We start from the raw sequence: 22,524 nt of genomic DNA on the forward strand, positions 1-22,524 counted from the left end.
ATGCAAAAAGGGGAGCGGACGTCCGCTCCCCTTCTCATGGCGCATGGGTTGCGGGCCGCGATGCCCGGGCCGTCCGCTCAGCCCTGGACGAAGCGCTGGCGCTGCTCGCCGAGCCCCTCGATGCCGAGGCTGACCACATCGCCGGCCTTGAGGTAGGAGGGCGGCTTCATGCCGAGGCCGACGCCCGGCGGGGTGCCCGTGGAGATCACGTCGCCCGGCTGCAGGCTCATGAACTGCGAGATGTAGGAGACGAGATAGGCCGCGCCGAAGATCATGGTCGCGGTCGAGCCGTTCTGCACCTTGCGCCCGTTCACCTCCAGCCACATGCCGAGCTTCTGCGGGTCGGCGATCTCGTCCTTCGTCACCATCCACGGCCCCATCGGCCCGAAGGTGTCGCAGGACTTGCCCTTGGTCCACTGGCCGAGCCGCTCGATCTGGAATTCGCGCTCGGACACGTCGTTGACGACGCAGTAGCCGGCCACATGGTCGAGCGCCTCGGCCTCCGACACGTATTTCGCGGTGCTGCCGATGACGATGCCGAGCTCGACCTCCCAGTCGGTCTTGGTCGAGCCGCGCGGAATCTCCACGTCGTCGTTCGGCCCGCAGATCGCCGAGGTCGCCTTCATGAACAGGATCGGCTCGGCCGGGATCTCGGCCCCGGTCTCGGCGGCGTGGTCGGAATAGTTGAGGCCGACGCAGACCAGCTTGCCCACCTGGCCGACGCAGGGGCCGAGCCGAGGCGAACCTTCCACCAGCGGCAGCGACGCGGGATCGAGGGCGGCGAGCTTCGCCAGCGCCGCCGGCGCCAGCGTCGCCCCGTCGATGTCCGGCACCTGCCCGACGAGCGAGCGTATGCGTCCTTCCGCGTCGAGAAGGCCGGGCATTTCCTCGCCGGGGGCGCCGTAGCGGAGCAGTTTCATCGCAATGGTCTCTTCGAGTGGAGGGAAGCGTGGCGACGGCGGCGTTCAGGCAGCCGCCGGCACCCGGGTGAACTTCTGCAGGCTGCGCACGAAGGCCGGGCGCTGGGTCTGGAACACCGGGATCCAGGCCGAGAAGGAGACCTCGCCGATATAGAGATCGCCATGCGAATCCGTCGCCCCCGTATGCGGCGCGATGAAAGTGCCGGGCTCGGTCCCGGCGCGCAAGCCGCCGAGTCGGGCCAGCAGCCTGCCGTTCTTGTCGAGGACGCTCACCCGCGGCCCGATGTTCGGATAGAGCCGGTTGATGGCGAGGAACGGGCCGAGCTCGCCGACGAAGAAGACCGGGTCCTCGGGGTTCTGCATCGACAGGCCGCAGGCGCGGTGCAGGTTGACGAACTGGGTCTTGAAGCGCCCGTCCGGGTGGAACACCTGCACACGGTGGTTCTCGCGGTCGGCCACATAGACGAGGCCGCTCGCGTCGCAGCAGATGTTGTGGACGATGTTGAACTGGCCTTCGTCGGTGCCGTACTCGCCCCAGGAGAGGATGTGCTCGCCTTTGGCGGTGTATTTGTGCACGCGCGCATTGCCGTAGCCGTCGGCGACGTAGATGTCGCCCTCGGGCGACAGCGCCACCTGGGTCGGCCGGTTGAACGGCGCGCCGCTGAACTCCTCGCCTGGCTCGTTCGGCGTGCCGATCGTCATCAGCACCTCGCCGTCGAGCGTGCAGTGATAGACCGCGTGGCTGCCCTCGTCGACGCAGTAGACGGTGTCGTCCGGCCCCATGCAGATGCTGTGCGGGCGCACGAACCTGCCTTCGCCCCACGACTTGATGAAGTTGCCCTCGCGGTCGAAGATCACCATCGGATGGCCGCCGCGGTTGAAGACGTAGACGCGGTCCTGCCGGTCCACCGCCACGCCGCCGACATCGCCCAGCGACCAGCCCTCGGGCAGCTTCCCCCAGCCTTCCTCGACGCGGTAGGTGAACTCACCGCTTCCCACCAATACGCTCATGGGCGTGCCTCTCTCGTTTGATTGGTCTCGCGGGCCCCGCCCGCGCGCGCGTTCAGGCCGGGCCGAACACGCGGTCATAGGCGTCGATCACGCGGCGGGCGCGCGCGGCGATCTCGCGCGCGTCGAGGCCGGGTGCGTAAAGGCTGGAGCCGAGCCCGAAGGCGCAGATGCCGGCTTTTCCATAGTCGGCAAAATTCGTCTCCGACACGCCGCCCACGGCGGCGATGCCGAGGCCGGGCGGCAGCACGGCGCGGATGGCGGCGATCCCCGAAGGGCCGAGCACGCTGGCCGGAAAGAACTTGAGCATCGAGGCTCCGGCGCGGGCCGCCGCCAGCGCCTCCGTGGGGGAGAATACGCCCGGCATCGTCACCATGCCATGCGTGCCGGCGCGCGCGAGCACGGCCGGCTCGACGTTCGGGCTGACCAGCAGCCGCCCACCAGCGTCGGCGAGCCGATCGACCTCCTCGACGTCGAGCACCGTGCCGGCGCCGATCAGGCAGCCCGGCGGCGCCATCCGGGCGGCGGTGGCGATGGAGGCGAACGGGTCCGGCGAATTGAGCGGGACCTCGATCGCCTCGAAGCCCGTCTCGACCAGCGCGCCGACGACCGCCGGCGTCTCGGTCGGCGCGATGCCGCGCAGGATGGCGACCAGCGGGCGCCGCAGCGTCGGCCAGGGAATGCGCGCCTCGGCCACCGGCCCGCCCGCTCAGTAGGTCGCGCGGCCGCCGGAGAGATCGAACACCGCTCCGGTGGTGAAGGAATTCTCCTCGCTGGCGAGCCAGGCGATCATGGCGGCGGCCTCGTCGAGCTCGAGGAAGCGGCCGCGCGGGATCTTGCCGAGCATGTAGGCGATGTGCTCGGGCGCCTGCTCCATCGCGCCCGGCGTGCGCGCCACGGCCGGCGTCACGCAGTTCACCGCCACGTTCGCGTCGGCAACCTCCTTGCCGAGCGACTTGGTGAGCGCGATCACCGCCGCCTTGGCCGAGCTGTAGGCCGCGGCGGTGGGGTTGCCCTCCTTGCCGGCGATCGAGGCGATGTTGACGATGCGCCCGTAATCTTGCCCGAGCATGACCGGCACCACGGCCCGGCAGCAATGGAAGGTGCCGTTGACGTCGACGTCGATCACCTGCCGCCAGGCGTCGAGCGGATAGTCGGCGACCTTGGCGTTGGGGCCGACCAGGGCGGCGTTGTTGATCAGTATGTCGATGCGGCCGAAGCGCTCGAGCGTCGCCTGCGTCGCCCGCGTCACGCTCTCATAGTCGGCGATGTCGACCTGACGGGTCGCGACCGCCTCGGAATTGCCGAGCGCTTCCGCCGCCGGGGCGAGGGCGGCCTCGTTGATGTCCCATATGGCGACGCTGGCGCCGGAGGCGAGGAAGCGCGAGGCGACGGCGAAGCCGATACCCTGGGCGGCGCCGGTGATGACGGCGATCCGGCCCTCAAGATTGATGTGATTGACCTGCATGAAACGGCGCCTCTTCGCGGGCTGAATTCGGCGCCAATAAATACTATTATATTCATAAACACAAGACGCGTTCGGCGGCCCTTGTGTCGGGAGCCGGCCGCGTCTGCCGCGTTCAGCCGGCCGCGCGCGACTGCGAGCGGCGGCGTTCGGTGTCGTCGAGATGCCGGCGCATGGCCGTGGCAGCGGCTTCGGGATCGCGGGCGACGATCGCGTCGAGGATCGCCTTGTGCAGCGGCAGCGAGATGGTGCGGTTGGTCTCGGGATCGCGGTTGGTGATCCGCAGCGAGGCCATCATCTCCGAGCGGATGGCGTGGGCGATGGGCGCCAGGAAGTCGTTCTTGCTGGCATAGAGGCAGGCGGTGTGGAAGGCGAGGTCCGCCGCCATGAAGTCCTCGGGCGAATCGCCGGCCTTCTCCATCGCCGCATAGGCCTCCTCGATGGCGGCGAAGTCCTCCTGGGTGCCGCGCTGGGCGGCGAGCGCGGCCGCGCCCGGCTCGACGATGCGCCGCACCTCCATCAGGGCGTCGCGCCCGTCGTCGGAGGCCGGGGTGCCGCGCTGGGCCCGCTGCCAGCCAAGCACCACGGGATCGAGCTGGCTCCACTCGTTGCGCGGGCGCACGATGGTGCCGCGCTTGGGGCGCGCGTCGAGTATGCCCTTGCCGGCCAGCACGTTCAGCGCCTCGCGCAGCACGGTCCGGCTCACATTGTAGCGGCCGAGCAGCACCTCCTCGCTCGGCAGGAAGTCGCCGGGCTTCAGGCGGCCCGAGACGATGTCCCCGCCGATCTCGTCGACGACCTGCTCCCGAAGGTTCCGTTTCAGCGAGCGGTCGGTGGCGCGTGTCATTCTATCCATATGATAATACTACTTGAATTTTGTATACGCGTCAAGCTGGCATATTCCCCGCAACGGTTTCGGCCCCGGGATTCGGCCCCGGCTGGACCGCTGTTCGAACCCGACGACCGGAACCCCGGCGGCGTGCCGTCCGGCCGTATCCTGGCCCGCCTGCGGCGCGCGAAGGCGATGGCCGGTCTCTCCCGCCGGCTCATCATACGCTCCCGCCGCGTTGACTTGCTCCCGCAAAAATCATATCGTACTATTTAATAGCTTACCGGGCGGACGACCGATCTGCCGTACCGGCGAGCACATCCTGAACAGGTCCTCGTGATGCGACCGATCACGACGTCCGACCCCGCCGGCGGGAGCGGGCCGGGCGGCGGACGCTTGGCGCTCGCGCTCTCCCGTCGAATTTGGATCGAGTATGTTGGCCAGTCTCACCGCACATGACCGCGCCGGGCTCGTGGAGGTGCGTACGCACCGACCGCGCTGGTATCGCTTCCCCGAAGACCGGCGCCCGCCGGACGAAGAAGCCGGCTACCGCGTCCAGCGCGAGGTGCATGACGCCCTCGCGCAGGCCGGCATCCGCCGCGTCGGCTACAAGATCGCCTCCATCGCCGCCGACGGCCAGCGCGCGCTTGGCCTTTCCGAGCCGGCCTATGCCGGCATCTACGACCTGACGCACAAGCCGAGCCTCGGCGAGGCGCTGAGCTTGCCGCTGGTCGCGCCCTCCGTCGAGTGCGAGATCGCCTTCATCACCTCCGCCGAGCTGCGCGCCGGCGACGACCTGTCCGACGAGGCGCTGTGCGCCGCCATCGGCTCGGCGCATCTCGCCTGCGAGATCGTCGACAACCGCTACGGCCAGCCCCTCGAGGTCGGCATCCCGACCATCCTCACCGACGATTTCTTCCATTCGGCCTTCGTGCTGCGGGCGCCCCGGCCCGGCTGGCAGGAGGTCATCGGTGACGACCTTGCCGGCCTGATCGAGATCGACGGCGAGGTCGTGCGCGGCAACACCGCCGACGCGCTGCGCCCGCTGGAGGCGCTGCGCTGGCTGGTCGGCAAGCTCGGTTCGCACGGGTTGACGCTCGGCGCTGGCGAGATCGTGCTCGCGGGCTCGCTGGTCAAGCCGACACCGATCGCGCTTCCCGCGACCTCCGCTTCCATCGCGGTCGACGGCTTCGGCACGCTGAGCCTTGGCGACTGACCTGCTGGCCACAAGGATCAGACCATGAAAATCGCCGAGCTTCGCACCCATGTGCTCGAGGCGCCGCTGGAACAGCCCTTCGGCTGGTCGGTCGACCGTACCACGGTGCGCAAGTCCTGCATCGTCGAGATCGTCACCGACACCGGCCTCGTCGGCTGGGGTGAGTGCTTCGGGCCGGCGCGGCCCAACGCCGCCGTCGTCAACGCCTTCCGCGACCTGCTGATCGGCGCCGACCCGATCGCCACCGACGTGATCTGGCAGAACCTCTACAACCGCTTCCGCGACCAGGGACAGAAGGGCCTCGTCATCAGCGGCCTCAGCGGTGTCGACATCGCGCTGTGGGACATCAAGGGCAAGGCGTTCGGCGCGCCGGTCCACCGGCTGATGGGCGGGCCGATGCGCACCCGCATCCAGGCCTATGCCACCGGCACCTACCGCCGCGACGAGGGCGACGTGTTCGAGTACATCCTCGAGGAGGTGCGCGAGCGGCTCGACGAGGGCTTCGAGGGGGTGAAGCTGAAGATCGGCATCGACTTCGAGGAGGACATCGAGCTCATCCGCGCCACGCGCGACCTGATCGGGCCGGGGCGCCAACTCATGCTCGACGCCAACCACGCCTATGACGCAATCGAGGCGATCCAGCTGGGGCGCCGCGTTGCCGACCAGAACATCGCCTGGTTCGAGGAGCCGGTCGTGCCCGAGGACCTCGCCAGCTATCATGAGGTGAAGCTCGGCCAGCCGATCCCGGTCGCCGGCGGCGAATGCGACTATACGCGCTGGGGCTTCATCAACATCTTCACCTCGCGCGCCATGGACATCGTGCAGCCCGACACCGGCGCGGCCGGGGGCCTGTCCGAATGCAAGAAGATCGCCGACATGGCGACCGCCTTCGGCATCCGCTACATCCCCCATGTCTGGGGCAGCGGCATCAGCATGGCCGCGGCGCTGCAGCTTCTCGCCTCGGTGCCGCATACGCCGGCGCGCCTGCGCCCGCGCGAGCCGCTGCTGGAGATGGATCGTTCCGAGCACCCGTTCCGTCATGCGGTCATCACCGAGCCGCTGGTCCAGCACGGCGGCTGGGTCGAGGTGCCGACCGGCCCGGGCCTCGGCATCGAGGTCGACCGGGACGCGCTTCGCCGCTTCGCCGCGCCGGATTCGTAGCGGGCGGGACCGCGCCGGAATCCCCGCGCGGCCTCGCCCCTCGCTCACAGCCGGTAGACGCGCGAGGCGGTGCCGGCGAACAGCGCCTCTTTCTCCTGCACCGATGCATTGCCGGCAATGCGCTTGAGCGCGTTCCACAGTGTGCCGTAGCGGCAGGACTGCTTGTCGACCGGGAAGTTGCTCTCGAACATCGCCCGCTCGACGCCGAACGCCTCGATCGCGGTTTCCATATAGGGACGCCAGGCCTGCGCCAGTTCCGTGGAGGGCGGCGGCACGTCGCGCAGGTGGAAGTCGAAGCCGAAATGCAGCATGCCGAGGCCGCCGAGCTTCACATGGACGTTGCTGCTGGTGGCGAGCTCGCGCATATGGCCGCGCCAGACCTCGAACAGCTCCTGCCGGCGGCCGGCATAGGGCCCGACGCAGATCGGCCCGCCCACATGGTCGACGATGATGGTCGCCTGCGGCACCGCCCGCGCCAGCGCGATCACGTCGGGAAGCTGGTGGAAAAACACCCAGGTCTCGAAATTCAGCCCGAGCTCGGCCAGCACCGCCGCGCCCTCGTGGAGGGCCGGGTTGAGCAGGTGCCCGGGCGGCACCTGATGGGCGACATAGCGGCCGATCTCCTCGTGGTGCCCGTCCCAGGCGGCACAGACGCGGATGCCGCTGAGCCGCCCTCCGCCGGCGTCGATCTCCGCCTCCAGCACCTCGCGCACCGCCCCGCCGAGCGTGAGGTCGGCATGGCCGATCATCCGGTGGGCGACGCGGAGCGGGCCATACTGGCCGGAAGCGCTCATCGCCGCGACGCCGCGCACGAACTCGACCTCGCCGACCGGGCGGAACGGCTCCGGCCCGTCGGCGCGGTACATGGCCTCGCACTCGGCGAACACGGTCCGGCGCACGTCGTGGCCGCTCTCGTTTACGTCGGCGAGGAACTCGTGGAGCAGGTAGCGCCCGCGCTTGGAATTTTCCCAGATGTGATGGTGCGGGTCGACGATCGCCAGCTCCGGCTCCAGCGCCGCCTCGGGCGGCGTTCCGGCCAGCCATTCGGCGAGCGCCGCCGGGTCCCGGTAGGTGGCGCCGCGATAGACATAGGGTTCGCTCATGCTTTCCTCCTCTCGCCATGCCGCCGGCACGTGGCTCGGGCGGCACGGCTGACGGGCGCCGGCCTCGAGGGCGGGCGGGCCCGTCGGTCATGATTCATGTTTGCCGGCAAATGGCGGTTTCGGCGACGGTGCCGAACGGGATGGGCGCCTCGGCCATGGCTCGCGGCCGGGAGGGCCGTCGTCGCCGGTGACGGGCATCGCGGGGCTAGTCGGGCGAGGGGCGCGGCCGGCAGGCGCCCGGCACATGGGCGCGGTACGTGCGCGGATGAGGCGAAGCCGGCGGGCGGGGCACATGGAGATCGGCGGTCATCGGAGGCCCTCCCATCGTCTGCCGAAACGGCATTCCGCTGCGGTATTCATGGCGGCTTTTTGGCTCTTGCATTTTTTTAATATCATAGTACTAATAGGCCGCAAGCTGTCAAGCAAGCCTCGGCGAACCGTATCGGCTTGCAGGCTCGAGTCGGTCGTTCCGGGTCCGCGGCGCACAGTGGTCCGGCCCCGGTTTCACAGAACAAACCAGCAGATCATCAAGGTGACGTTTCGTCACTTAAGGAGACGATCGCGACCGCATGGTTGAAGCGCGGCCCCATGAGCCGCAGCGGGAAAAACAGCGTCTGGGAGGATGCACGTGGTTGAAGAAAAGGTGGTCATCAGCAAAGTCGCGTGGCGGTTCGTTCCGCTGCTCGTGGGGTCGGCCTTCCTCGCCTATCTCGACAGGGTGAACGTAAGTTTCGCCGCCTTGACGATGAATGCGGATATCGGCCTTTCCGCCGCCGCCTATGGTTTCGGTGCCGGCATCTTCTTCCTCACCTATGTGCTCACCGAGGTGCCGTCCAACATCATCCTGGCCAAGGTCGGCGCGCGGATCTGGCTCGCGCGCATCATGTTCACCTGGGGCATCATCTCGCTGATGATGGTGTTCGTGCGCGGCGAGATGAGCTTCTACATCCTGCGCGCCCTGCTCGGTATCGCCGAGGCCGGCCTCTATCCCGGCATCGTCTACTTCATGTCGCTCTGGTTCCCGGCCAAGTACCGCGCGCGCATGGGCAGCATCTTCTGGCTCTCCATCCCGCTCTCCTCGGTCATCGGCGCGCCGGTCTCCAGCATGTTCCTGGCGATGGACGGCCTGCTCGGACTGAAGGGCTGGATGTGGCTGTTCATCCTCGAATCGCTGCCCACCATCGTGATGTCGTTCGTCCTCTACGTCATGCTGCGCAACAGCCCGTCCGAGGCCGAGTTCCTGACGCGCGAAGAGCGCGACTGGCTCACCCGGCGCATGGCGGGCGAGGCCGACGCGGTCGCCGGCGGGCACGGCCACGGCATCCTTGCGGTGCTGAAGGACGTGCGCGTGCTCTCGCTCGGCCTGATCTGCTTCGGCGCCGTCATCATCAATTACGGCGTCAACTTCTTCCTGCCGCAGATCATCAAGGGCTTCGGCCTGACCAACATGCAGGTCGGCTTCGTCACCGCGCTGCCTTCGGTCGCGGCGGTGTGCGGCATCCTGTTCTTCGGCTACATCTCGGACCGCACCGGCAACCGGCGCGGCTTCGTCGCCATCGCCATCTCGGCCGTGGCGATCTGCCTGGCGCTCTCCACCCTGTTCCCCGATCCGGTGGCCAAGATGGCGGCGCTGATCGCGGCGGGGTTCTTCATGTTCGGCTATCTCGCGCCGTTCTGGGCCATTCCGCACCGCTTCTTCACCGGCGCGGCGCTGGCGACCGCCATCGCGGCGGTGAACTCGATCGCCAATCTGGGCGGCGTGGTCGGGCCGTATGTGATGGGCTATCTGCGCGAGACCACGGGCAGCTTCGAGGACGGCCTGCTCGCGCTCGCCTTCGGCGCGGTGCTGGTGGTGCCGCTGCTGCTGGTGCTGCGCGCGCCGCAGAAGGGCGACATCGGCGCCGCGGCGGTCTCGCCGGAGGTCTGAGGACGGCCGCCCCGGGGTGATCTATCCCCCGGGCGCGCCGCGACGTCATTCAGGCACGAACGCAAGAAGGGCCGGAACGGCGTGCTGCCGTCCGGCCCGTTCATTATGGAGGTCGGCCGCTCACTTCCGGCGGCGTACCGCCTCGCCGGTCTTCGGGTCGAGCCGCAGTGCGTCGAGCGTGCCGATGAGCGCAACCACGCCGATCATGACGAACGCCATCTGGAAATGGGCGACCGGCACCACGCCTTCGGCGGCCGGGTCCACCAGCCCGGCGAGCCGCAGCGCCAGCACCGCCAGCGCCACCCCCATGCCCAGCGCCATCTGCTGCAGCACGTTGAACAGCGTGTTGGCGCCGCTCATCTGCTCCGGCCTCACATCGACGAAGGACAGCGTGTTGAGCGTGGTGAACTGCACCGAGCGCGTCACCCCGCTCACGAACATCAAGAGCACGGTGACGATCAGCGGCGTCTCGGCCGAGATCAGCGCGCAGGCGCCGATCGCGAGCGCGTTCAGCGTGCCGTTCACGAGCAGGATGGAGCGGAAGGTGAAGCGGCGCAGGATCGCCGTGGTCACCAGCTTCATGACGAGGTTGCCTGCGAACACGGCGAGCACCAGCATGCCCGATTCCAGCGGGTCGAGCCCGAACCCGACCTGGAACATCAGCGGCAGCAGGAACGGCACCGCCTGGATCGCCGCCCGAACCAGCGAGCCCCCGCGCAGCGCCACCGCATAGCTGCGGATCGCCAGCGCCGAGAGGTCGAGCAGCGGGAAGGGGTGGCGCCGGGCATGGGCGACGGCGTGGAAGCCGGTGACGAGGCCGGTCGCCACCATCAGCCCGAGCACCATTCCCGCCGGGCGGCCATTGCTGACGAGTTCCACCGCATAGAGCAGGCAGAAGCAGGCGACGCCGGTGAGCACGAAGCCGAGCGCATCGAAGGGGCGCGGCGTCACCGTCTCCTCGCGCGGCATCAGCCGCAGCGCGATCATGACCGCGACGATGCCGAGCGGCACGTTCAGATAGAAGATCCAGTGCCATGAGAAGTGCATGGTGATGAGCCCGCCCACCGGCGGCCCGAGGATCGGCGCCACCAGCCCCGGCCAGGTGATGGTGGTGATCGCCCAGATCAGGTCGCGCTTGTCGGTGACGCGCAGCACCACCAGCCGGCCGATCGGCACCATCATCGCGCCGCCTACCCCCTGCAGGATGCGCGCGAGGGTGAAGGTGAGCAGGCTCTCGCTCAGCCCGCACAGGATCGAGGCAGCGGTGAAGATCACGATAGCCGAGGTGAAGATGCGCCGGCTGCCGAAGCGTTCGGCGAGCCAGCCGCTCAGCGGGATCAGCATTGCCAGCGTGAGCACATAGGCCGAGACCCCGATGCCGAGATCGACCGGATGGACGCCGAAGGAGCGGGCCATCGCCGGCAGCGCGGTCACGAGGATCGTGCCGTCGAGATTCTCCATGAACAGGGCCGAGGCGACGAGATAGGTCAGCGCTCTTGCGTTCGGCACAGGGGGCGGGGTCCCGGCCGCGGTGCCGGAGTCGGAAAGCGGATCGGTCTTCAAGGAGATCACCTCGGTCGTGCGGCGGCGCCGCCACGCTCGGGGCCGTGCGAGCCTGCGGCTCGCAGGTGCGTTTCGCGCGGCGGACGACGCGCCACCGGCGCGCGGGCACCGATGGCGAATCGGTTTTCTAGCGCGGCCGGCAGCCCCGGAATGTCTTGCGTTCGACATTCGGTGCCCCGGCGGGCGATTTTTTTCCGAGGTGGCGGCCAGGGGCCGCCCTATCTCGCGGCCGTCTCCGTGCGGTCGGTCGGCGCGGCTTCGACCATGCGGTGGGTACGCTTCATGATCTTGATGGCGGCGGCCGCGGCGCCGAAACCGTTGTCGATGTTGACCGCGACCACGCCGGGCGCGCAGCCGCCGAGCGCGCTGTGCAGCGCCAGTGTGCCGCCGGCGGCGACTCCGTAGCCGACCGAGGTCGGCACCGCGATCACCGGCGCCTCGACAAGGCCGGCGAGCACGCTGAACAGCGCTCCCTCCATGCCCGCCACGCAGATGACGACGTCGAAGGAGCGGATCTGCGGCAGGTTGACGAGCAGCCGGTCGATGCCCGCGACCCCGACGTCGAGGATGGTCGGGGCGGCGAAGCCGCAGAAGGTCAGCGTGCGCGCTGCCTCGCGGGCCACGGGTGCATCCGAACTGCCGGCGCCGACAATGCCGATCCCGGGAATGAGCGCCGCCGGTCCGTGCGCCGCCGGCACGATGGCGGTGGCGGAAAGCGCGTCGTAATCGAGCGCCGCCCGGGTCTGCGCCGCCAGCAGGCCGTGGTGCTCGGGCGACAGCCGGGTCAGCAGCAGGGCGCGGCCGGCCGTCTTCGCGCCGGCGACGATGCGATCGATCTGGTCGGCGCTCTTGGGCTCGCACAGCACCGCCTCGGGCATGCCGGTGCGGGCCTCGCGCTCCCAGTCCATGCGCAGGTCGCGGCGCGCGTCGGAATCCATGTGCGATCCGCCGGGCTCGCTCATGCCGGCGCTCCGAGGAAGGCGCTGCCCCGCCGGTAGGGTCGGACCCCCGCGAAGGCGCGACCCGCCTCGCCGCACAGGCGGCGCACGATGTCGACGGCGGGCATGTGCGCGGCCTCGCCGAGCTCCACCATCACGCCGCGCGCCGTCATGCGGCAGCGTAGGGTCGCGTTGGCGGGCAGCGCGGCGGCGAGCGAGGCTTCGGCCTGCTCGATGAAGGCAAGGTCGGCGGCGCTGATCGCGATGCCGGTCTCGACCCGGCTCGACAGGCACGGCTCGGCCGGCTGCTCGGCCACCTCGTCGAGCCCGTGACGGCGCGCCAGCAGCCGGATGGCGTCCTTGCCGATGCCAGCCTCGATAAAGGGATGGATCACCCCGCGCTCGGCCGCCGCCGTCAGCCCCGGCCGATAGTCGCCGAGGTCGTCGAGATTGGCACCCGAGGCGATGGCGCCTTCCGGCGCCAGCTCGCGGATGCGGTCATAAAGGTGCGTCTTGCAGTAGTAGCAGCGGTCGACCGGGTTGGCGCGGTAGCGCGGGTCCTCGAACTCGCCGGCGCCGACCACCTCGAGCCGCCAACCGTCGCGCGCGGCCCGCGCCCGCACGCGCGCCGTCGCCGCCGCCGGCACTGCGGGGGAGAGGGCGTGCACCATCCGCGTCGCGCCGGCCGGCCGATGGGCCTGCGCGAGCGCCGCGAGCGTCATGCTGTCGACGCCGCCGCTGACCGCCACCGTCAGCCGCGCGTGGCGGGCCAGCGCCGCTGCCAGCCGGTGCTCGATCGCCTCAGCGTTCATCGGGTTCGTCCTCGATCCGGCGCTTGATCTCGCGCCGCTCGCCGAGCGTGCGGGCCGCGAGGTCGTCGCTCTCCGCCTTGCGGGTGACGCGACCGTCCGGGCGCACAACTTCCTTCAGCCGCAGCCGGCCCTCGTCGGTCGCGACGCTGCGGGCGGCACGCCCCAGCCGGCGCCGGCTCACCATATGCCAGCGCAGGCCGATGGTCGACGTCTCGACGAGGCAGCGCGCGGCGACGTCGTCCAGCGCGTCCGGCCGCACCAGCAGGCGGAAGCCGCTGAACGGGCGCCCTTTCTTGCCCATCAGCGAAACCAGGGAGAGGTCCAGCACGCCGTCGATCTCGCGCAGCCGCTGAGCGGCGCTGGCGATCTCCTCGCCGGTCATGTCGTCGATGTCGAAGGCGAGCTCGGCGACCGTCTCGTCGGCCGGCGCCTCCACGGCTTCCGTAACCTCCGTCACCATCGCACGCAGGATGTTGGGCATCCCGGGAAGCTCGCGCGTGCCGGCCCCGGTGCCGGTCGCGGCGAGCCGTCCGCCGGGACGCTGCCACCCGGCGCGCAGGTGGCGCAGTATGGCCGCGCCGGTCGGCGTCACGCGCTCGCCGCCCACGCCGTCGTCGCGCCAGGCGAAGCCTTCCAGCAGCCGTGCGGTGGCGGGAGCCGGCACCGGCATCAGGCCGTGCCGCGTCTTCACCGTGCCGCCGCCCAGCGGCAGCTCCGACACGCTCCAGGACGCATCCCCGAGCGCCGCGATCAGGCTGCCGGCCGCCACCACGTCGAGCAGCGAATCCCAGTCGGCGATCTCGTGGAAATGGACGTCCTCGACCGGCATGCGATGGACGTGTGCCTCCGCCTCGGCCAGCGCCGTCAATATGCCGATCGCCTGTTCGGCTGTGCCGGCCGAAAGCGGGGCCGCGGCGATCCGCGCCCGCATTTCGGCGAAGGTGCCGCTGTCGGCGGCGTGATCGCCATGTGGGTGGTCGCCATGCACGTGGTCGTGGCCGTGGGTGTGCCCCCGCTCATGGGTGCTTCCGTGGGCCGCTTCGTGCGCATGCGGGTGGTCATGTCCGTGGGCAGGTTCGTCCACGTGGTCCGGCTCGCCCTGCCAGACCAGACGCCGCACGCGGATGCCGGCGCTCAGCCCGTCCACCAGCCGGGCCCTGCCGACGTCCGGCGGCAGCACGGCGTCGACGTCGCCCATCACGCGGCCCGTGAGCTCCGGCAGCGCATCGAGCATTGCGGCGACGAACATGTCACCGGCGATGCCGCCCACCGCGTCGAGATGCACATGCCGCCGGATCATGCCCGGTGGACCGGCACCACATAGGGGCCTTCGGGGATCACCGCGACGGCCGGATCGTTGTGGCGCGCGATGCTGGCGCTCACCGCCTCGGCGAGGGATGGCACGATCTCAACCGCCGTCAGCCGCCGCTCTTCCGGCGTCAGCCCGGTGGTGTAGAGCTGGATCTGGCCGATCCGCATCGGCTTGAGCTGCATCTCGGTCTGCCATTCGTCGATGTCCGCCAGCGACTTGGCGCTGATGGTGGCGAGGAAGCGCTCCGGCCCGAGCTCGACCAGGCGCGCCTGCGCGTCGCGGAATTCTTCCGAGCCGAAGCCTTCCGAGCATTCCGAGGCGATGATCAGCGTGCCGCCCGGCTCCAGTATGTCGAGCGGCGTCACCATGCCCTTGACGGTCTGGTAGTAGGTCTTGTCGAGCGGATAGCCGGCCGAGGTGGTGACCACGGTCTTGAACTTGCGCGGCATCTCGATGCGCGTCGCGGCGGTGACGAAGTCGACCGCCGCCAGATGGCTCGCGATGATCTCGCCGAAGGTCACGTGGACCAGGTTGCGGTCCTCGTCGAGCACCGTGTTAAGCGCGTAGATCTCGCCGATCTTGCGCACGATCTCGAGCTGCTCCTCGTGCAGCGGGTTGCCGACGAGATTGCACTGGACCGCCAGCGGGTCCTCCATGAACCGCGCCGAATGGAAGGTGCGGATGGTCTGGTGGCCGGCCACGCCCGGTGCCACCACCTTGCGCCCGCCCGACCAGCCGGCCATGAAATGCGGCTCGACGAGGCCGGTGGCGATGCGCAGCTCTGCCTCGACGAAGCGGCGGTCGATGAAGACAGGCGTCGCGCGCGTCGGCGTCGGGCCGAGGTCGACATGGGCCTCGGCGTCGCGGGCGAAATGGTTCGCGACCGTGACATTCTCCAGCACCCAGTCGTCACCCACCAGCTCGGCGAGCTCCGCGCCCTCGTTCGGCCGGTGGAGGCCGGTGGCGACCAGCACGGTGATGGCGGATAGCGGGATGCCGGCGGCGTGCATCGTCTCGATCATCGGCCGCAGGAACAGCCCGTTCGGCACCGGCCGGGTGATGTCGCAGATGAGGATGCAGGCGCTGGCCCGGCCCTTCGCGAGCTGCGCCAGCGGGGGGGCGTCGATCGGCGTGTCGAGCGCGTCCTGCAGCGCCGCGCGCGGGTCCGGCAGCCGGGGGAGGTGCGCCTTCTGGATGATCTGCGGGCGCGCCGCCTCGGGCAGTTTCAGCTCGATGCCGGCGCGTCCGAAGAGCAGGGGAATCGATCGGGCGTCTGCCATGATACTCAGGTCCGGGGCCTTGCTTGCCGACACGGGGGACGATGGCGCGAGACGCGCCGCGCGCGATCATATCAGGATCGCCGCGCAAAAGAGTCGGCCTGCCGACATATGCGCACGCCCGCGCGCGAAGCAAGGGACGCGGTGCCCGGGAAGGGCACCCGGACGGCCGGCCCGCCGCGATGGAAGTGGTACCGTCCGTTTCCTGCGAAGCGGTGCTTTTTGATGGGGCCATTGAGAGGAAAGCTGTCTCCGGTCCGCCCGGTGCGGAAATTGGAAGGAGAACACCATGAGCGAGTCGAGCCCCGACTACTCGAAGGGCGCCGCCTACATGAACGGCACCTATGTGCCGATCTCCGAGGCCAGGATTCCGGTCGGCGACTGGGGCTTCGTGCATTCCGACGTCACCTATGACGTCGTCCACGTGACCGATGGCGGCTTCTTCCGCCTCGAGGACCACCTCGACCGCTTCCACAAGTCGCTGGCCGGCTACCGGCTCGATCCAGGCGTCACCCGTGAGCAGATGCGCCACATCCTCGGGCGCGTGGTGGCGCTGAGCGGGCTGAAGGACGCCTTCGTCGCGATGGTCTCGACCCGCGGCGTCCCGAGCGTCTACGGCTCGCGCAACCCGCTCGACTGCGACAACACCTTCATCGCCTATGCGGTGCCGTGGGTCGACGTCATCAAGCCGGAGGTGCAGGAGCGCGGCGCGCATCTGCTGGTGGCGTCGGTGCCGCGCATCTCGCCCCGCTCGCTTGACCCGACGCTGAAGAACTACATGTGGCGCGACTTCACGCGCGGCATGTTCGAGGCCAACGACAAGGGCTTCGACACCGCCATCCTGCTGGACCAGGACGGCTTCCTGACCGAGGGCGCGGGCTTCAACGTCTTCATCGTCAAGGGCAACAAGGTCATCACGCCGGATCGCGGCGCGCTGGAAGGGGTGACGCGCCTGTCGGTGCTCGACATCTGCCCCGAGCTCGGCCTCGAGCCGGAGGTCGGGCCGATCACCTTTGACGACCTGATGGATGCCGACGAGGTGTTCACCACCACCACCGCCGGCGGCGTGATGCCCTGCGCGCGGGTGAACGAGCGCATCTACGGCAACGACCGGCCCGGGCCGATCAGCGCGAAGCTGAAGGAGACCTATTGGCGCAAGCACAAGGAAGGCTGGCACATGACGCCGGTCAACTACGCCGACGCCGACAACCCGTTCGCGCTCGCGGCCTGAACGGCGACAGGTGACACGCAGGCTGAGGCGGCGCCAGACCGCCCGGAGGGGAAACGCACAAGGCATGGGTCCCGCAGGGAAGCAATCCCGCCAATCTCGAAAAACCAGAGGGCCTGACCATGACCAAATCGAAGTCTCGTTCGTGCGACGCGGCGGTCTCGTCCGCGCTGTCCGCCGATCGCCGCACCGTGCTGAAGACGCTCGCGGCCGGCGCCGTGACCGCCGTCGCCGCACCCTATATCCGGCCCGCCTCGGCGGCGCCGACCGAGCTGCGCGCGCTGATGTGGGAGGGCTACGCCGTTCCCGAAATCGTCTCGGCCTTCGAGGACAAGCACAAGGTCAAGTTTTCGCCGACCTTCTTCGACGGCAATTCCGAAGCCTATAACAAGCTGCGCGTCGGCGGCACGAAGGACTTCGATCTGGTGCAGGCCGACGGCTACTGGCCGGGCCTCTATTTCCGGGAGAAGCTGATCCGGGCGATCGACTACGCCAAGATCCCCAACACCGCCAATGTCTACCCGGTGTTCAAGCCCGACCGCTACAAGCTGCTGACCGACCAGACCTCGGGCGAGCATTTCGGCGTCACCTGGTGCTGGGGGAGCTACGGCACCACCTACAACACCGCCGAGGTGCCGAAGGAGAAGGTGCAGAGCATCGAGGTGCTGTTCGACCCGGCCTATGCCGGACGCCTGTCGACCAGCGCGCGCTTCGAGGAGAACATCGCCCTTACCGGCATCCTGGTGGCGACCCGCATGGGCACCAAGGACAAGCCGCGCCCGGACGGCAAGCCGTTCAACCCCTACGTCCTCACCGACGAGGAGCTGGCGGAGGTGGAGAAGCTGCTGATCCAGCAGAAGCCGCTCCTGCTCACCCGCTACCAGGACAACACCACGCTGCAGCAGCTTCTGGAGAGCGGCGCGATCGTCGCGGCGCCGGAATTCGCCCAGATCTATCGCGTGCTGGTGCAGAAGAAGATGAAGGGCGAGACCGATCTCGACTTCGCCCACCATCTCGTGCCGAAGGAGGGCGGGCTCGGCTGGGTCGACACCTGGCTCGTGACCTCGGGCGTCACCGATCCGGGCACGCTCGCGCTCTGCTACGACTTCATCGACACTTTCCTCGCTCCCGAGACGATCAAGAAGATCTCGCTCATCGCCGGCACCTCGGCGACGGTGGACCTGCGCCCGATCTCGACGCCGGAGGAGCAGAAGCTCTATCTGATGGACCGCACCGAGGAACTGTCGACCATGTACATGTTCGACCAGCCCTCCTCGACCGAGAAATGGGAGCGTGTCTGGTCGCGCATGCAGGCCGCCTGATCGGACCGAAGCCATCGCCCGGGTGCGCTCCGGCGGCCCGGGCATCAGCTTCTGTCTCTTTTCATCCGGGAGTGCGGCGTGGCCTACATAACCCTCGACGGCGTATCCAAGCAGTACGGCAGCGTCTGGGCTGTCGACCGCGTCGACATGGCAATCGACAAGCATGAGTTCGTCTCCCTGCTCGGCCCCAGCGGCTCGGGCAAGACGACGCTCCTTCGCATCATCGCCGGGCTGGAAACGCCGACCCAGGGCCGTGTCCTCATCGACGGCGAGGACGTCACCCACCTGCCGCCGCACCGGCGGGGCGTGGCGATGGTGTTCCAGGAATTCCTCTTGTTCCCGCACCGCACGGTCTACGAGAACCTCGCCTTTCCGCTGCGCATGCTGAAGCTGCAGAAGGGCGAGATCGCCGAGCGCGTGGACTGGGTGCTCGGCATCCTCGCCCTTCGCGGCCTCGAGAAGCGCTATCCGAACCAGCTCTCGGGCGGCCAGCAGCAGCGCGTCGCGCTCGGTCGCGGGCTGGTCGGCCGGCCCAAGGTGCTGCTGCTCGACGAGCCGCTGGCCAATCTCGACCGCGAACTGCGCCAGGAGATGGAGGTCGAGATCCGCCGGCACCAGACCGCGCTCGGCATCCCCTTCATCTATGTCACGCACAATCAGGAAGAGGCGCTGAGCATGAGCGACCGCATCGCCGTGGTGCGCGGCGGGCGGGTGGAGGATTTCGCCTCGCGCACCGACATCTACGACCGCCCGAAGACGGCCTTCATCGCCCAGTTCGTGGGCCGCTCGAACCGCTTCGAGGGTGTCGCCGCGAAGGCGCGAGATCGTCTCGCCATTCGCGGCGAGGGCGTTCTGATCGAGACCGCCGCCCGGCCCGGCATCGGCGAGGGCGATAACGTCGTCGCCTATGTGAAGAACGAGAAGGTGCGCCTGAAGCTCGCCGAGCCCGGGGCGGCCGCGGGCGCGAACACGATAGCGGCGCGAATCCGCCACGTGATCCTGCGCGGCGCCTATGCCGAATACGTGCTGAGCTGGAGCGGCGGCGAGCTCATCGCCAGCCGGCCGCGCGACGGCGCGGAACTGCCCGGCGGCGCCGAGGTCATCGCCTATTGGGACGCGGCCGATGTCGACCTGTTCGCGCAGGCGGGAGGCGACCAGTGAGAGGGCGCTTCGCACCGGCCATCTTCCTCGGCATTCCCAGCGTCTTCCTGGTTGCGATGTTCGTGCTGCCGCTGCTGTCGATGCTGGTGCTCAGCATCTGGCGCACCGAGAACTACCACATCATCCAGGACTTCAACCTGAACAACTACCGGGTGCTGGCGACCGAGACCGCCTACCAGACCTTCCTGCTGCGCTCGCTGCTCATGGCGACGGCGGTGTCGGTGATCTGCACGGTGCTCGCCTGGCCGATCGCCTATGGCATCATCCTGTATGGCGGGCGCTACCGCCTGCTGCTCTCACTCGCCTTCGCCGTGCCGTTCCTCACCGGCGAGGTGCTGCGCATCATCGCGCTGCAGGGGCTGCTGGGGCCGATCGGCCTGCTCAACGGGGTGCTCATGTCGCTCGGCGCCGCGCCGCTGAGGGTGATCATGTACACCAACTTCGCCAGTGCCATCGGCCTCATCTACCTCTATCTGCCGATTGTCGTGACGGTGATCTATCTCTCGCTGCTCAATTTCGACCAACGGCTGATCGATGCCGCCAAGATCTTCGGCGCCAGTCCCGCGCGCGCCTTCTTCGAGGTCACCTGGCCGCTGAACCTGTTCGGCACGCTGATCGGCTTCGCCCTGTGTTTCATCCCCTGCCTGTCGGCGACGCTGGCGCCGCGCTTTCTCGGCGGGCCGAACGGCACGCTGTTCGGCATGGCGATCGCCCAGCAATTCGCCGAGAGCGGCACATGGGCGCTGGGGGCGGCGATGGGTGTCGTGCTGTTCGCCGTCTGCGTGCTGCTGGTCGCGGTCGTGGCGCGGCTGCTCGACCTGCGCCGCACCGGCTTCACCGGCTTCGGGAGGGGATGAGGATGCGCTTCAGGCCCGCAAGGACGCTGCTGCTGGGGACGGTGGCGCTCTGCTATCTCTTCCTCTACCTGCCGATCATCCACATCGCGCTCGCCAGCTTCGCGCGGAACTACACCTTTCCCTATCCGCCGAAATGGACGCTCACCATCATGGGGCGGCTGTTCTCCAACTCGCTCTACCAGGCGGCGCTGGGCAACAGCATCATCATCGGCCTGTGCGCAGCGGCGCTCTCGACTCTGCTCGCGGGGCTGGCGACCATCGGCCTCCTGCGCCATGCGGGCCGCCGCGCGCCGCTCTACCTCGCCCTGTTCGTCGCCCCGCTCTTCGTCTCGGAGGTGCTGCTGGGCATCTCCTCGCTCATCTTCAACGGGCTGTTCCTCGGCCTGCCGGGCAATCTCGGCTCGGCGATCCTCGCCAATGCGGTGCACTGCTTCAGCTACGCGCTGCTGATCATCGCCACCCAGCTCTACCGCTACGACTGGCGGCTGGACGATGCGGCGATGGTGTTCGGCGCCAGCCCGATGCGCACCTTCTTCGAGGTGACGCTGCCGCTGGTCTGGCCCGGCCTGTTCGGGGCCTTCATCGTCACCTTCATCATGTCCTTCAACAATCTGGAGATTTCCTTCTACCTGCTGGGGGCGACGCCGACCCTGCCGTCGGCCGCCTGGGGCGCGCTGCGCTACGGGGTGAAACCGGAGCTCTACGCGCTCGCCACCTGCGTCAACCTGGTGGTGTTCTTCCTGCTCGCGGTCATGTTCGTCCTCATGCTGACCGGCACCGTCACCTTCGGGCACCGGCCGGAGCGCGAACGCAGCGCCGTGTGAGAGGGGCGGAGAGGGCCGTCGTGGCGCGGGCAGGCGTGGCGCGAATCTTGCGTTTCGGCGGCCACCCAGATCGTGGAGGCGCCGTGCATCTCCTGGATTCGCTCGCTCTCGACATCGAGAGAGGCACCGACCTCCCGCTGCACCGGCAGCTCTATCACCGGCTGGTCGGCGAAATCTCCGCTGGATCGATCAAGCCGGGCGAGAAGCTCCCCTCGACCCGGGACTTCGCACGCCTGCTCGGCGTCTCCCGCAATACCGTGCTGCTGGCCTTCGACCACCTGATTTCCGAAGGCTTCCTGCAGCCGATGACGGGGTCGGGCACCTATGTCGTCCACGACCTGCCCGAGCAGCTTCCGGCCAAGGCGCCGGCGCGCATCAATCCCGCCATCGAGGCGGCCGGCAACATGAACCGCTGCTTCGCGCCGGATTCCGCGATCACCCACGCGCCCTCCACGCTGCGCCATATGCGCCGGCCGGTGCCGTTCCGCGCCAATTTCCCCGCCGTCGACACCTTCCCGGTCCGCCGCTGGGCAAGCCTCGCCGCCAATCTCTACCGCGAGCTCGATCCCGGCGCGGCCGGCGAACTGCTGGGGGAGGGCGACCCGCAGGGCTACGAGCCGCTGCGCGTCGCCATCGCCGAGCATGTCGCGCTCAGCCGCGGGCTGACCTGCCGGCCGCACAACATCGTCATCTTCGCCGGCGCCCAGCACGCGGTCGACCTCGCCTGCCGGATCCTGCTCACCCCGGGCGAGCAGGTCTGGTGCGAGGACCCCGGATATGACGGCATCTATGCCTCCGCGACTGCCGCCGGCGCGGTTCCCATACCGCTGCCGGTCGACGAGGAGGGCCTCGTTGTCGCGCAGGGGCTGGCGCGCGCGCCGAATGCCCGCCTCGCCTATGTCTCGCCCTCCAAGCAGTTCCCGCTCGGCATGGAGCTGAGCCTCGAGCGGCGCCACGCGCTGCTGCAATGGGCCAGCGCCGCCGGCGCCTGGATCCTCGAGGACGACTACGACACCGAGTTCCGCTATGGCGGACGGCCCATGCCGGCGCTGCACGCGCTCGACCGCGAAGGGCGCGTCCTCTATTTCGGCACCTTCAGCAAGATGCTGTTCCCGGGCCTGCGTCTCGGCTTCGCGGTGCTGCCCGACGCGCTGGTCGAAGCCTTCGTCTCCGCCCGCGCCATCGTCGGGCGCTATTCGCCGATGCTCGAACAGGCGCTGGTCGCGCGCTTCATGGATGACGGCTATCTCGCCGCCCATGTCCGGCGCATGCGCCGCCTCTACGCGCACCGGCAGGAGCATCTGCTGGACTGCCTGGAGCGGCGGCTGTCCGACTGGCTGCGGGCGACGCCGACCAATACCGGCATGGAGGTGATCGCCGAGCTCGCCGAAGGGCTGAGCGGGCGCAGGCTGGCGGAGGCGGCGGCGCGGCGCGGGCTCGAGATCCTGCCGATCTCGGCACTCGCCCGCGAGGCGCAGGTCGATCACCTGATCACGCTCGGCTTCAGCGCCTTCAGCGAGGAGCAGATGGACGAGGGGGTCGAGGTGCTGCGCTCGATCTTCACCCGCACGCCCGGCGCCTTGCGCGACTGACCGCGCGAA

Annotated in this window: 20 protein-coding genes; 9 read left to right on the forward strand and 11 right to left on the reverse strand. The window is 69.0% G+C overall.

From position 1 onward, the window contains the following. Positions 1 to 77: 77 nt before the first annotated feature. From NVS83_RS00410 to NVS83_RS00430, 5 genes are all read right to left on the reverse strand, one after another. Entirely contained in the window at positions 78 to 920 is an 843-nt protein-coding gene (locus NVS83_RS00410) for a fumarylacetoacetate hydrolase family protein (RefSeq protein ID WP_258737557.1), read from the reverse strand. A 45-nt stretch (positions 921 to 965) separates the two neighbouring features. Beyond that, positions 966 to 1,931 (reverse strand): peptidyl-alpha-hydroxyglycine alpha-amidating lyase family protein, encoded by a 966-nt coding sequence (locus tag NVS83_RS00415; protein WP_258737558.1) that lies wholly within the window; start codon positions 1,929 to 1,931, stop codon positions 966 to 968. A 52-nt stretch (positions 1,932 to 1,983) separates the two neighbouring features. Next, entirely contained in the window at positions 1,984 to 2,625 is a 642-nt protein-coding gene (locus NVS83_RS00420) for a 2-dehydro-3-deoxy-6-phosphogalactonate aldolase (protein ID WP_258737559.1), read from the reverse strand. A gap of 12 nt (positions 2,626 to 2,637) precedes the next feature. After that, positions 2,638 to 3,396 (reverse strand): SDR family NAD(P)-dependent oxidoreductase, encoded by a 759-nt coding sequence (locus NVS83_RS00425; protein ID WP_258737560.1) that lies wholly within the window; start codon positions 3,394 to 3,396, stop codon positions 2,638 to 2,640. 112 nt (positions 3,397 to 3,508) lie between these two features. Then, a complete protein-coding gene (locus NVS83_RS00430; RefSeq protein WP_258737561.1) occupies positions 3,509 to 4,240 on the reverse strand; it encodes a FadR/GntR family transcriptional regulator in 732 nt (243 codons plus the stop codon). Positions 4,241 to 4,655: 415 nt separating this feature from the next. On the opposite strand from NVS83_RS00430, the gene NVS83_RS00435 reads away from it, so the two are divergent. After that, on the forward strand, positions 4,656 to 5,438 hold the full coding sequence (locus tag NVS83_RS00435) for a 2-keto-4-pentenoate hydratase (protein ID WP_258737562.1): 783 nt from the start codon (positions 4,656 to 4,658) through the stop codon (positions 5,436 to 5,438). Between the two features lie 24 nt (positions 5,439 to 5,462). After that, entirely contained in the window at positions 5,463 to 6,599 is a 1,137-nt protein-coding gene (locus NVS83_RS00440; protein WP_258737563.1) for a mandelate racemase/muconate lactonizing enzyme family protein, read from the forward strand. 44 nt (positions 6,600 to 6,643) lie between these two features. On the opposite strand, the gene NVS83_RS00445 is transcribed toward NVS83_RS00440, so the two are convergent. Then, entirely contained in the window at positions 6,644 to 7,702 is a 1,059-nt protein-coding gene (locus tag NVS83_RS00445; protein ID WP_258737564.1) for an amidohydrolase family protein, read from the reverse strand. A 628-nt stretch (positions 7,703 to 8,330) separates the two neighbouring features. Between NVS83_RS00445 and NVS83_RS00450 the strand changes: the two genes are divergently transcribed. Next, entirely contained in the window at positions 8,331 to 9,629 is a 1,299-nt protein-coding gene (locus NVS83_RS00450; protein ID WP_258737565.1) for an MFS transporter, read from the forward strand. Between the two features lie 120 nt (positions 9,630 to 9,749). Here NVS83_RS00450 and NVS83_RS00455 read toward each other — a convergent pair whose 3' ends face one another. The 5 genes from NVS83_RS00455 to NVS83_RS00475 form a co-directional block, all read right to left on the reverse strand. Beyond that, positions 9,750 to 11,192: an MFS transporter gene (locus tag NVS83_RS00455; protein WP_258737566.1), complete on the reverse strand. Its 1,443-nt coding sequence runs from the start codon at positions 11,190 to 11,192 to the stop codon at positions 9,750 to 9,752. Between the two features lie 218 nt (positions 11,193 to 11,410). Beyond that, positions 11,411 to 12,154, reverse strand: coding sequence for a nickel pincer cofactor biosynthesis protein LarB (gene larB, locus NVS83_RS00460; RefSeq protein ID WP_258737567.1), 744 nt, complete (start codon positions 12,152 to 12,154; stop codon positions 11,411 to 11,413). After that, positions 12,151 to 12,942 (reverse strand): ATP-dependent sacrificial sulfur transferase LarE, encoded by a 792-nt coding sequence (gene larE / locus NVS83_RS00465; RefSeq protein ID WP_258737568.1) that lies wholly within the window; start codon positions 12,940 to 12,942, stop codon positions 12,151 to 12,153. The genes larB and larE overlap by 4 nt, the downstream gene beginning before the upstream one ends. Next, entirely contained in the window at positions 12,932 to 14,242 is a 1,311-nt protein-coding gene (gene larC / locus NVS83_RS00470) for a nickel pincer cofactor biosynthesis protein LarC (protein WP_258737569.1), read from the reverse strand. The genes larE and larC overlap by 11 nt, the downstream gene beginning before the upstream one ends. Continuing rightward, entirely contained in the window at positions 14,239 to 15,534 is a 1,296-nt protein-coding gene (locus NVS83_RS00475) for a nickel-dependent lactate racemase family protein (protein WP_258737570.1), read from the reverse strand. The genes larC and NVS83_RS00475 overlap by 4 nt, the downstream gene beginning before the upstream one ends. 286 nt (positions 15,535 to 15,820) lie before the next feature. Between NVS83_RS00475 and NVS83_RS00480 the strand changes: the two genes are divergently transcribed. The 6 genes from NVS83_RS00480 to pdxR all read left to right on the forward strand — a co-directional run bounded on the left by NVS83_RS00480 (position 15,821) and on the right by pdxR (position 22,515). Further along, positions 15,821 to 16,762: an aminotransferase class IV gene (locus NVS83_RS00480; protein WP_258737571.1), complete on the forward strand. Its 942-nt coding sequence runs from the start codon at positions 15,821 to 15,823 to the stop codon at positions 16,760 to 16,762. Between the two features lie 119 nt (positions 16,763 to 16,881). Then, positions 16,882 to 18,081 (forward strand): ABC transporter substrate-binding protein, encoded by a 1,200-nt coding sequence (locus NVS83_RS00485; RefSeq protein ID WP_258737572.1) that lies wholly within the window; start codon positions 16,882 to 16,884, stop codon positions 18,079 to 18,081. A 78-nt stretch (positions 18,082 to 18,159) separates the two neighbouring features. Continuing rightward, positions 18,160 to 19,242 carry an ABC transporter ATP-binding protein gene (locus NVS83_RS00490; protein WP_258737573.1) on the forward strand — a complete coding sequence of 361 codons (1,083 nt, stop codon included), beginning with the start codon at positions 18,160 to 18,162 and terminating at the stop codon, positions 19,240 to 19,242. Then, entirely contained in the window at positions 19,239 to 20,099 is an 861-nt protein-coding gene (locus NVS83_RS00495; RefSeq protein WP_258737574.1) for an ABC transporter permease, read from the forward strand. Before NVS83_RS00490 ends, NVS83_RS00495 begins: the two co-directional genes overlap by 4 nt. Before the next feature lie 2 nt (positions 20,100 to 20,101). Further along, positions 20,102 to 20,923: an ABC transporter permease gene (locus NVS83_RS00500; protein WP_258737575.1), complete on the forward strand. Its 822-nt coding sequence runs from the start codon at positions 20,102 to 20,104 to the stop codon at positions 20,921 to 20,923. 83 nt (positions 20,924 to 21,006) lie between these two features. Further along, positions 21,007 to 22,515, forward strand: a complete 1,509-nt coding sequence (gene pdxR / locus NVS83_RS00505) for a MocR-like pyridoxine biosynthesis transcription factor PdxR (RefSeq protein WP_258737576.1) — start codon at positions 21,007 to 21,009, stop codon at positions 22,513 to 22,515. Positions 22,516 to 22,524: the final 9 nt, after the last annotated feature.

It is taken from the genome of Ancylobacter mangrovi, assembly GCF_024752335.1.
Lineage (GTDB): Bacteria > Pseudomonadota > Alphaproteobacteria > Rhizobiales > Xanthobacteraceae > Ancylobacter > Ancylobacter mangrovi.

Bases quoted from the DNA above. Each gene is read 5' to 3' on its own strand.
- NVS83_RS00410 (WP_258737557.1), bottom strand. From the start codon at position 920: ATGAAACTGCTCCGCTACGGCGCCCCCGGCGAGGAAATGCCCGGCCTT.
- NVS83_RS00415 (WP_258737558.1), bottom strand. From the start codon at position 1,931: ATGAGCGTATTGGTGGGAAGCGGTGAGTTCACCTACCGCGTCGAGGAA.
- NVS83_RS00425 (WP_258737560.1), bottom strand. From the start codon at position 3,396: ATGCAGGTCAATCACATCAATCTTGAGGGCCGGATCGCCGTCATCACC.
- NVS83_RS00430 (WP_258737561.1), bottom strand. From the start codon at position 4,240: ATGACACGCGCCACCGACCGCTCGCTGAAACGGAACCTTCGGGAGCAG.
- NVS83_RS00435 (WP_258737562.1), top strand. From the start codon at position 4,656: ATGTTGGCCAGTCTCACCGCACATGACCGCGCCGGGCTCGTGGAGGTG.
- NVS83_RS00440 (WP_258737563.1), top strand. From the start codon at position 5,463: ATGAAAATCGCCGAGCTTCGCACCCATGTGCTCGAGGCGCCGCTGGAA.
- NVS83_RS00445 (WP_258737564.1), bottom strand. From the start codon at position 7,702: ATGAGCGAACCCTATGTCTATCGCGGCGCCACCTACCGGGACCCGGCG.
- larB (WP_258737567.1), bottom strand. From the start codon at position 12,154: ATGAGCGAGCCCGGCGGATCGCACATGGATTCCGACGCGCGCCGCGAC.
- larE (WP_258737568.1), bottom strand. From the start codon at position 12,942: ATGAACGCTGAGGCGATCGAGCACCGGCTGGCAGCGGCGCTGGCCCGC.
- larC (WP_258737569.1), bottom strand. From the start codon at position 14,242: ATGATCCGGCGGCATGTGCATCTCGACGCGGTGGGCGGCATCGCCGGT.
- NVS83_RS00475 (WP_258737570.1), bottom strand. From the start codon at position 15,534: ATGGCAGACGCCCGATCGATTCCCCTGCTCTTCGGACGCGCCGGCATC.
- NVS83_RS00480 (WP_258737571.1), top strand. From the start codon at position 15,821: ATGAGCGAGTCGAGCCCCGACTACTCGAAGGGCGCCGCCTACATGAAC.
- NVS83_RS00485 (WP_258737572.1), top strand. From the start codon at position 16,882: ATGACCAAATCGAAGTCTCGTTCGTGCGACGCGGCGGTCTCGTCCGCG.
- NVS83_RS00500 (WP_258737575.1), top strand. From the start codon at position 20,102: ATGCGCTTCAGGCCCGCAAGGACGCTGCTGCTGGGGACGGTGGCGCTC.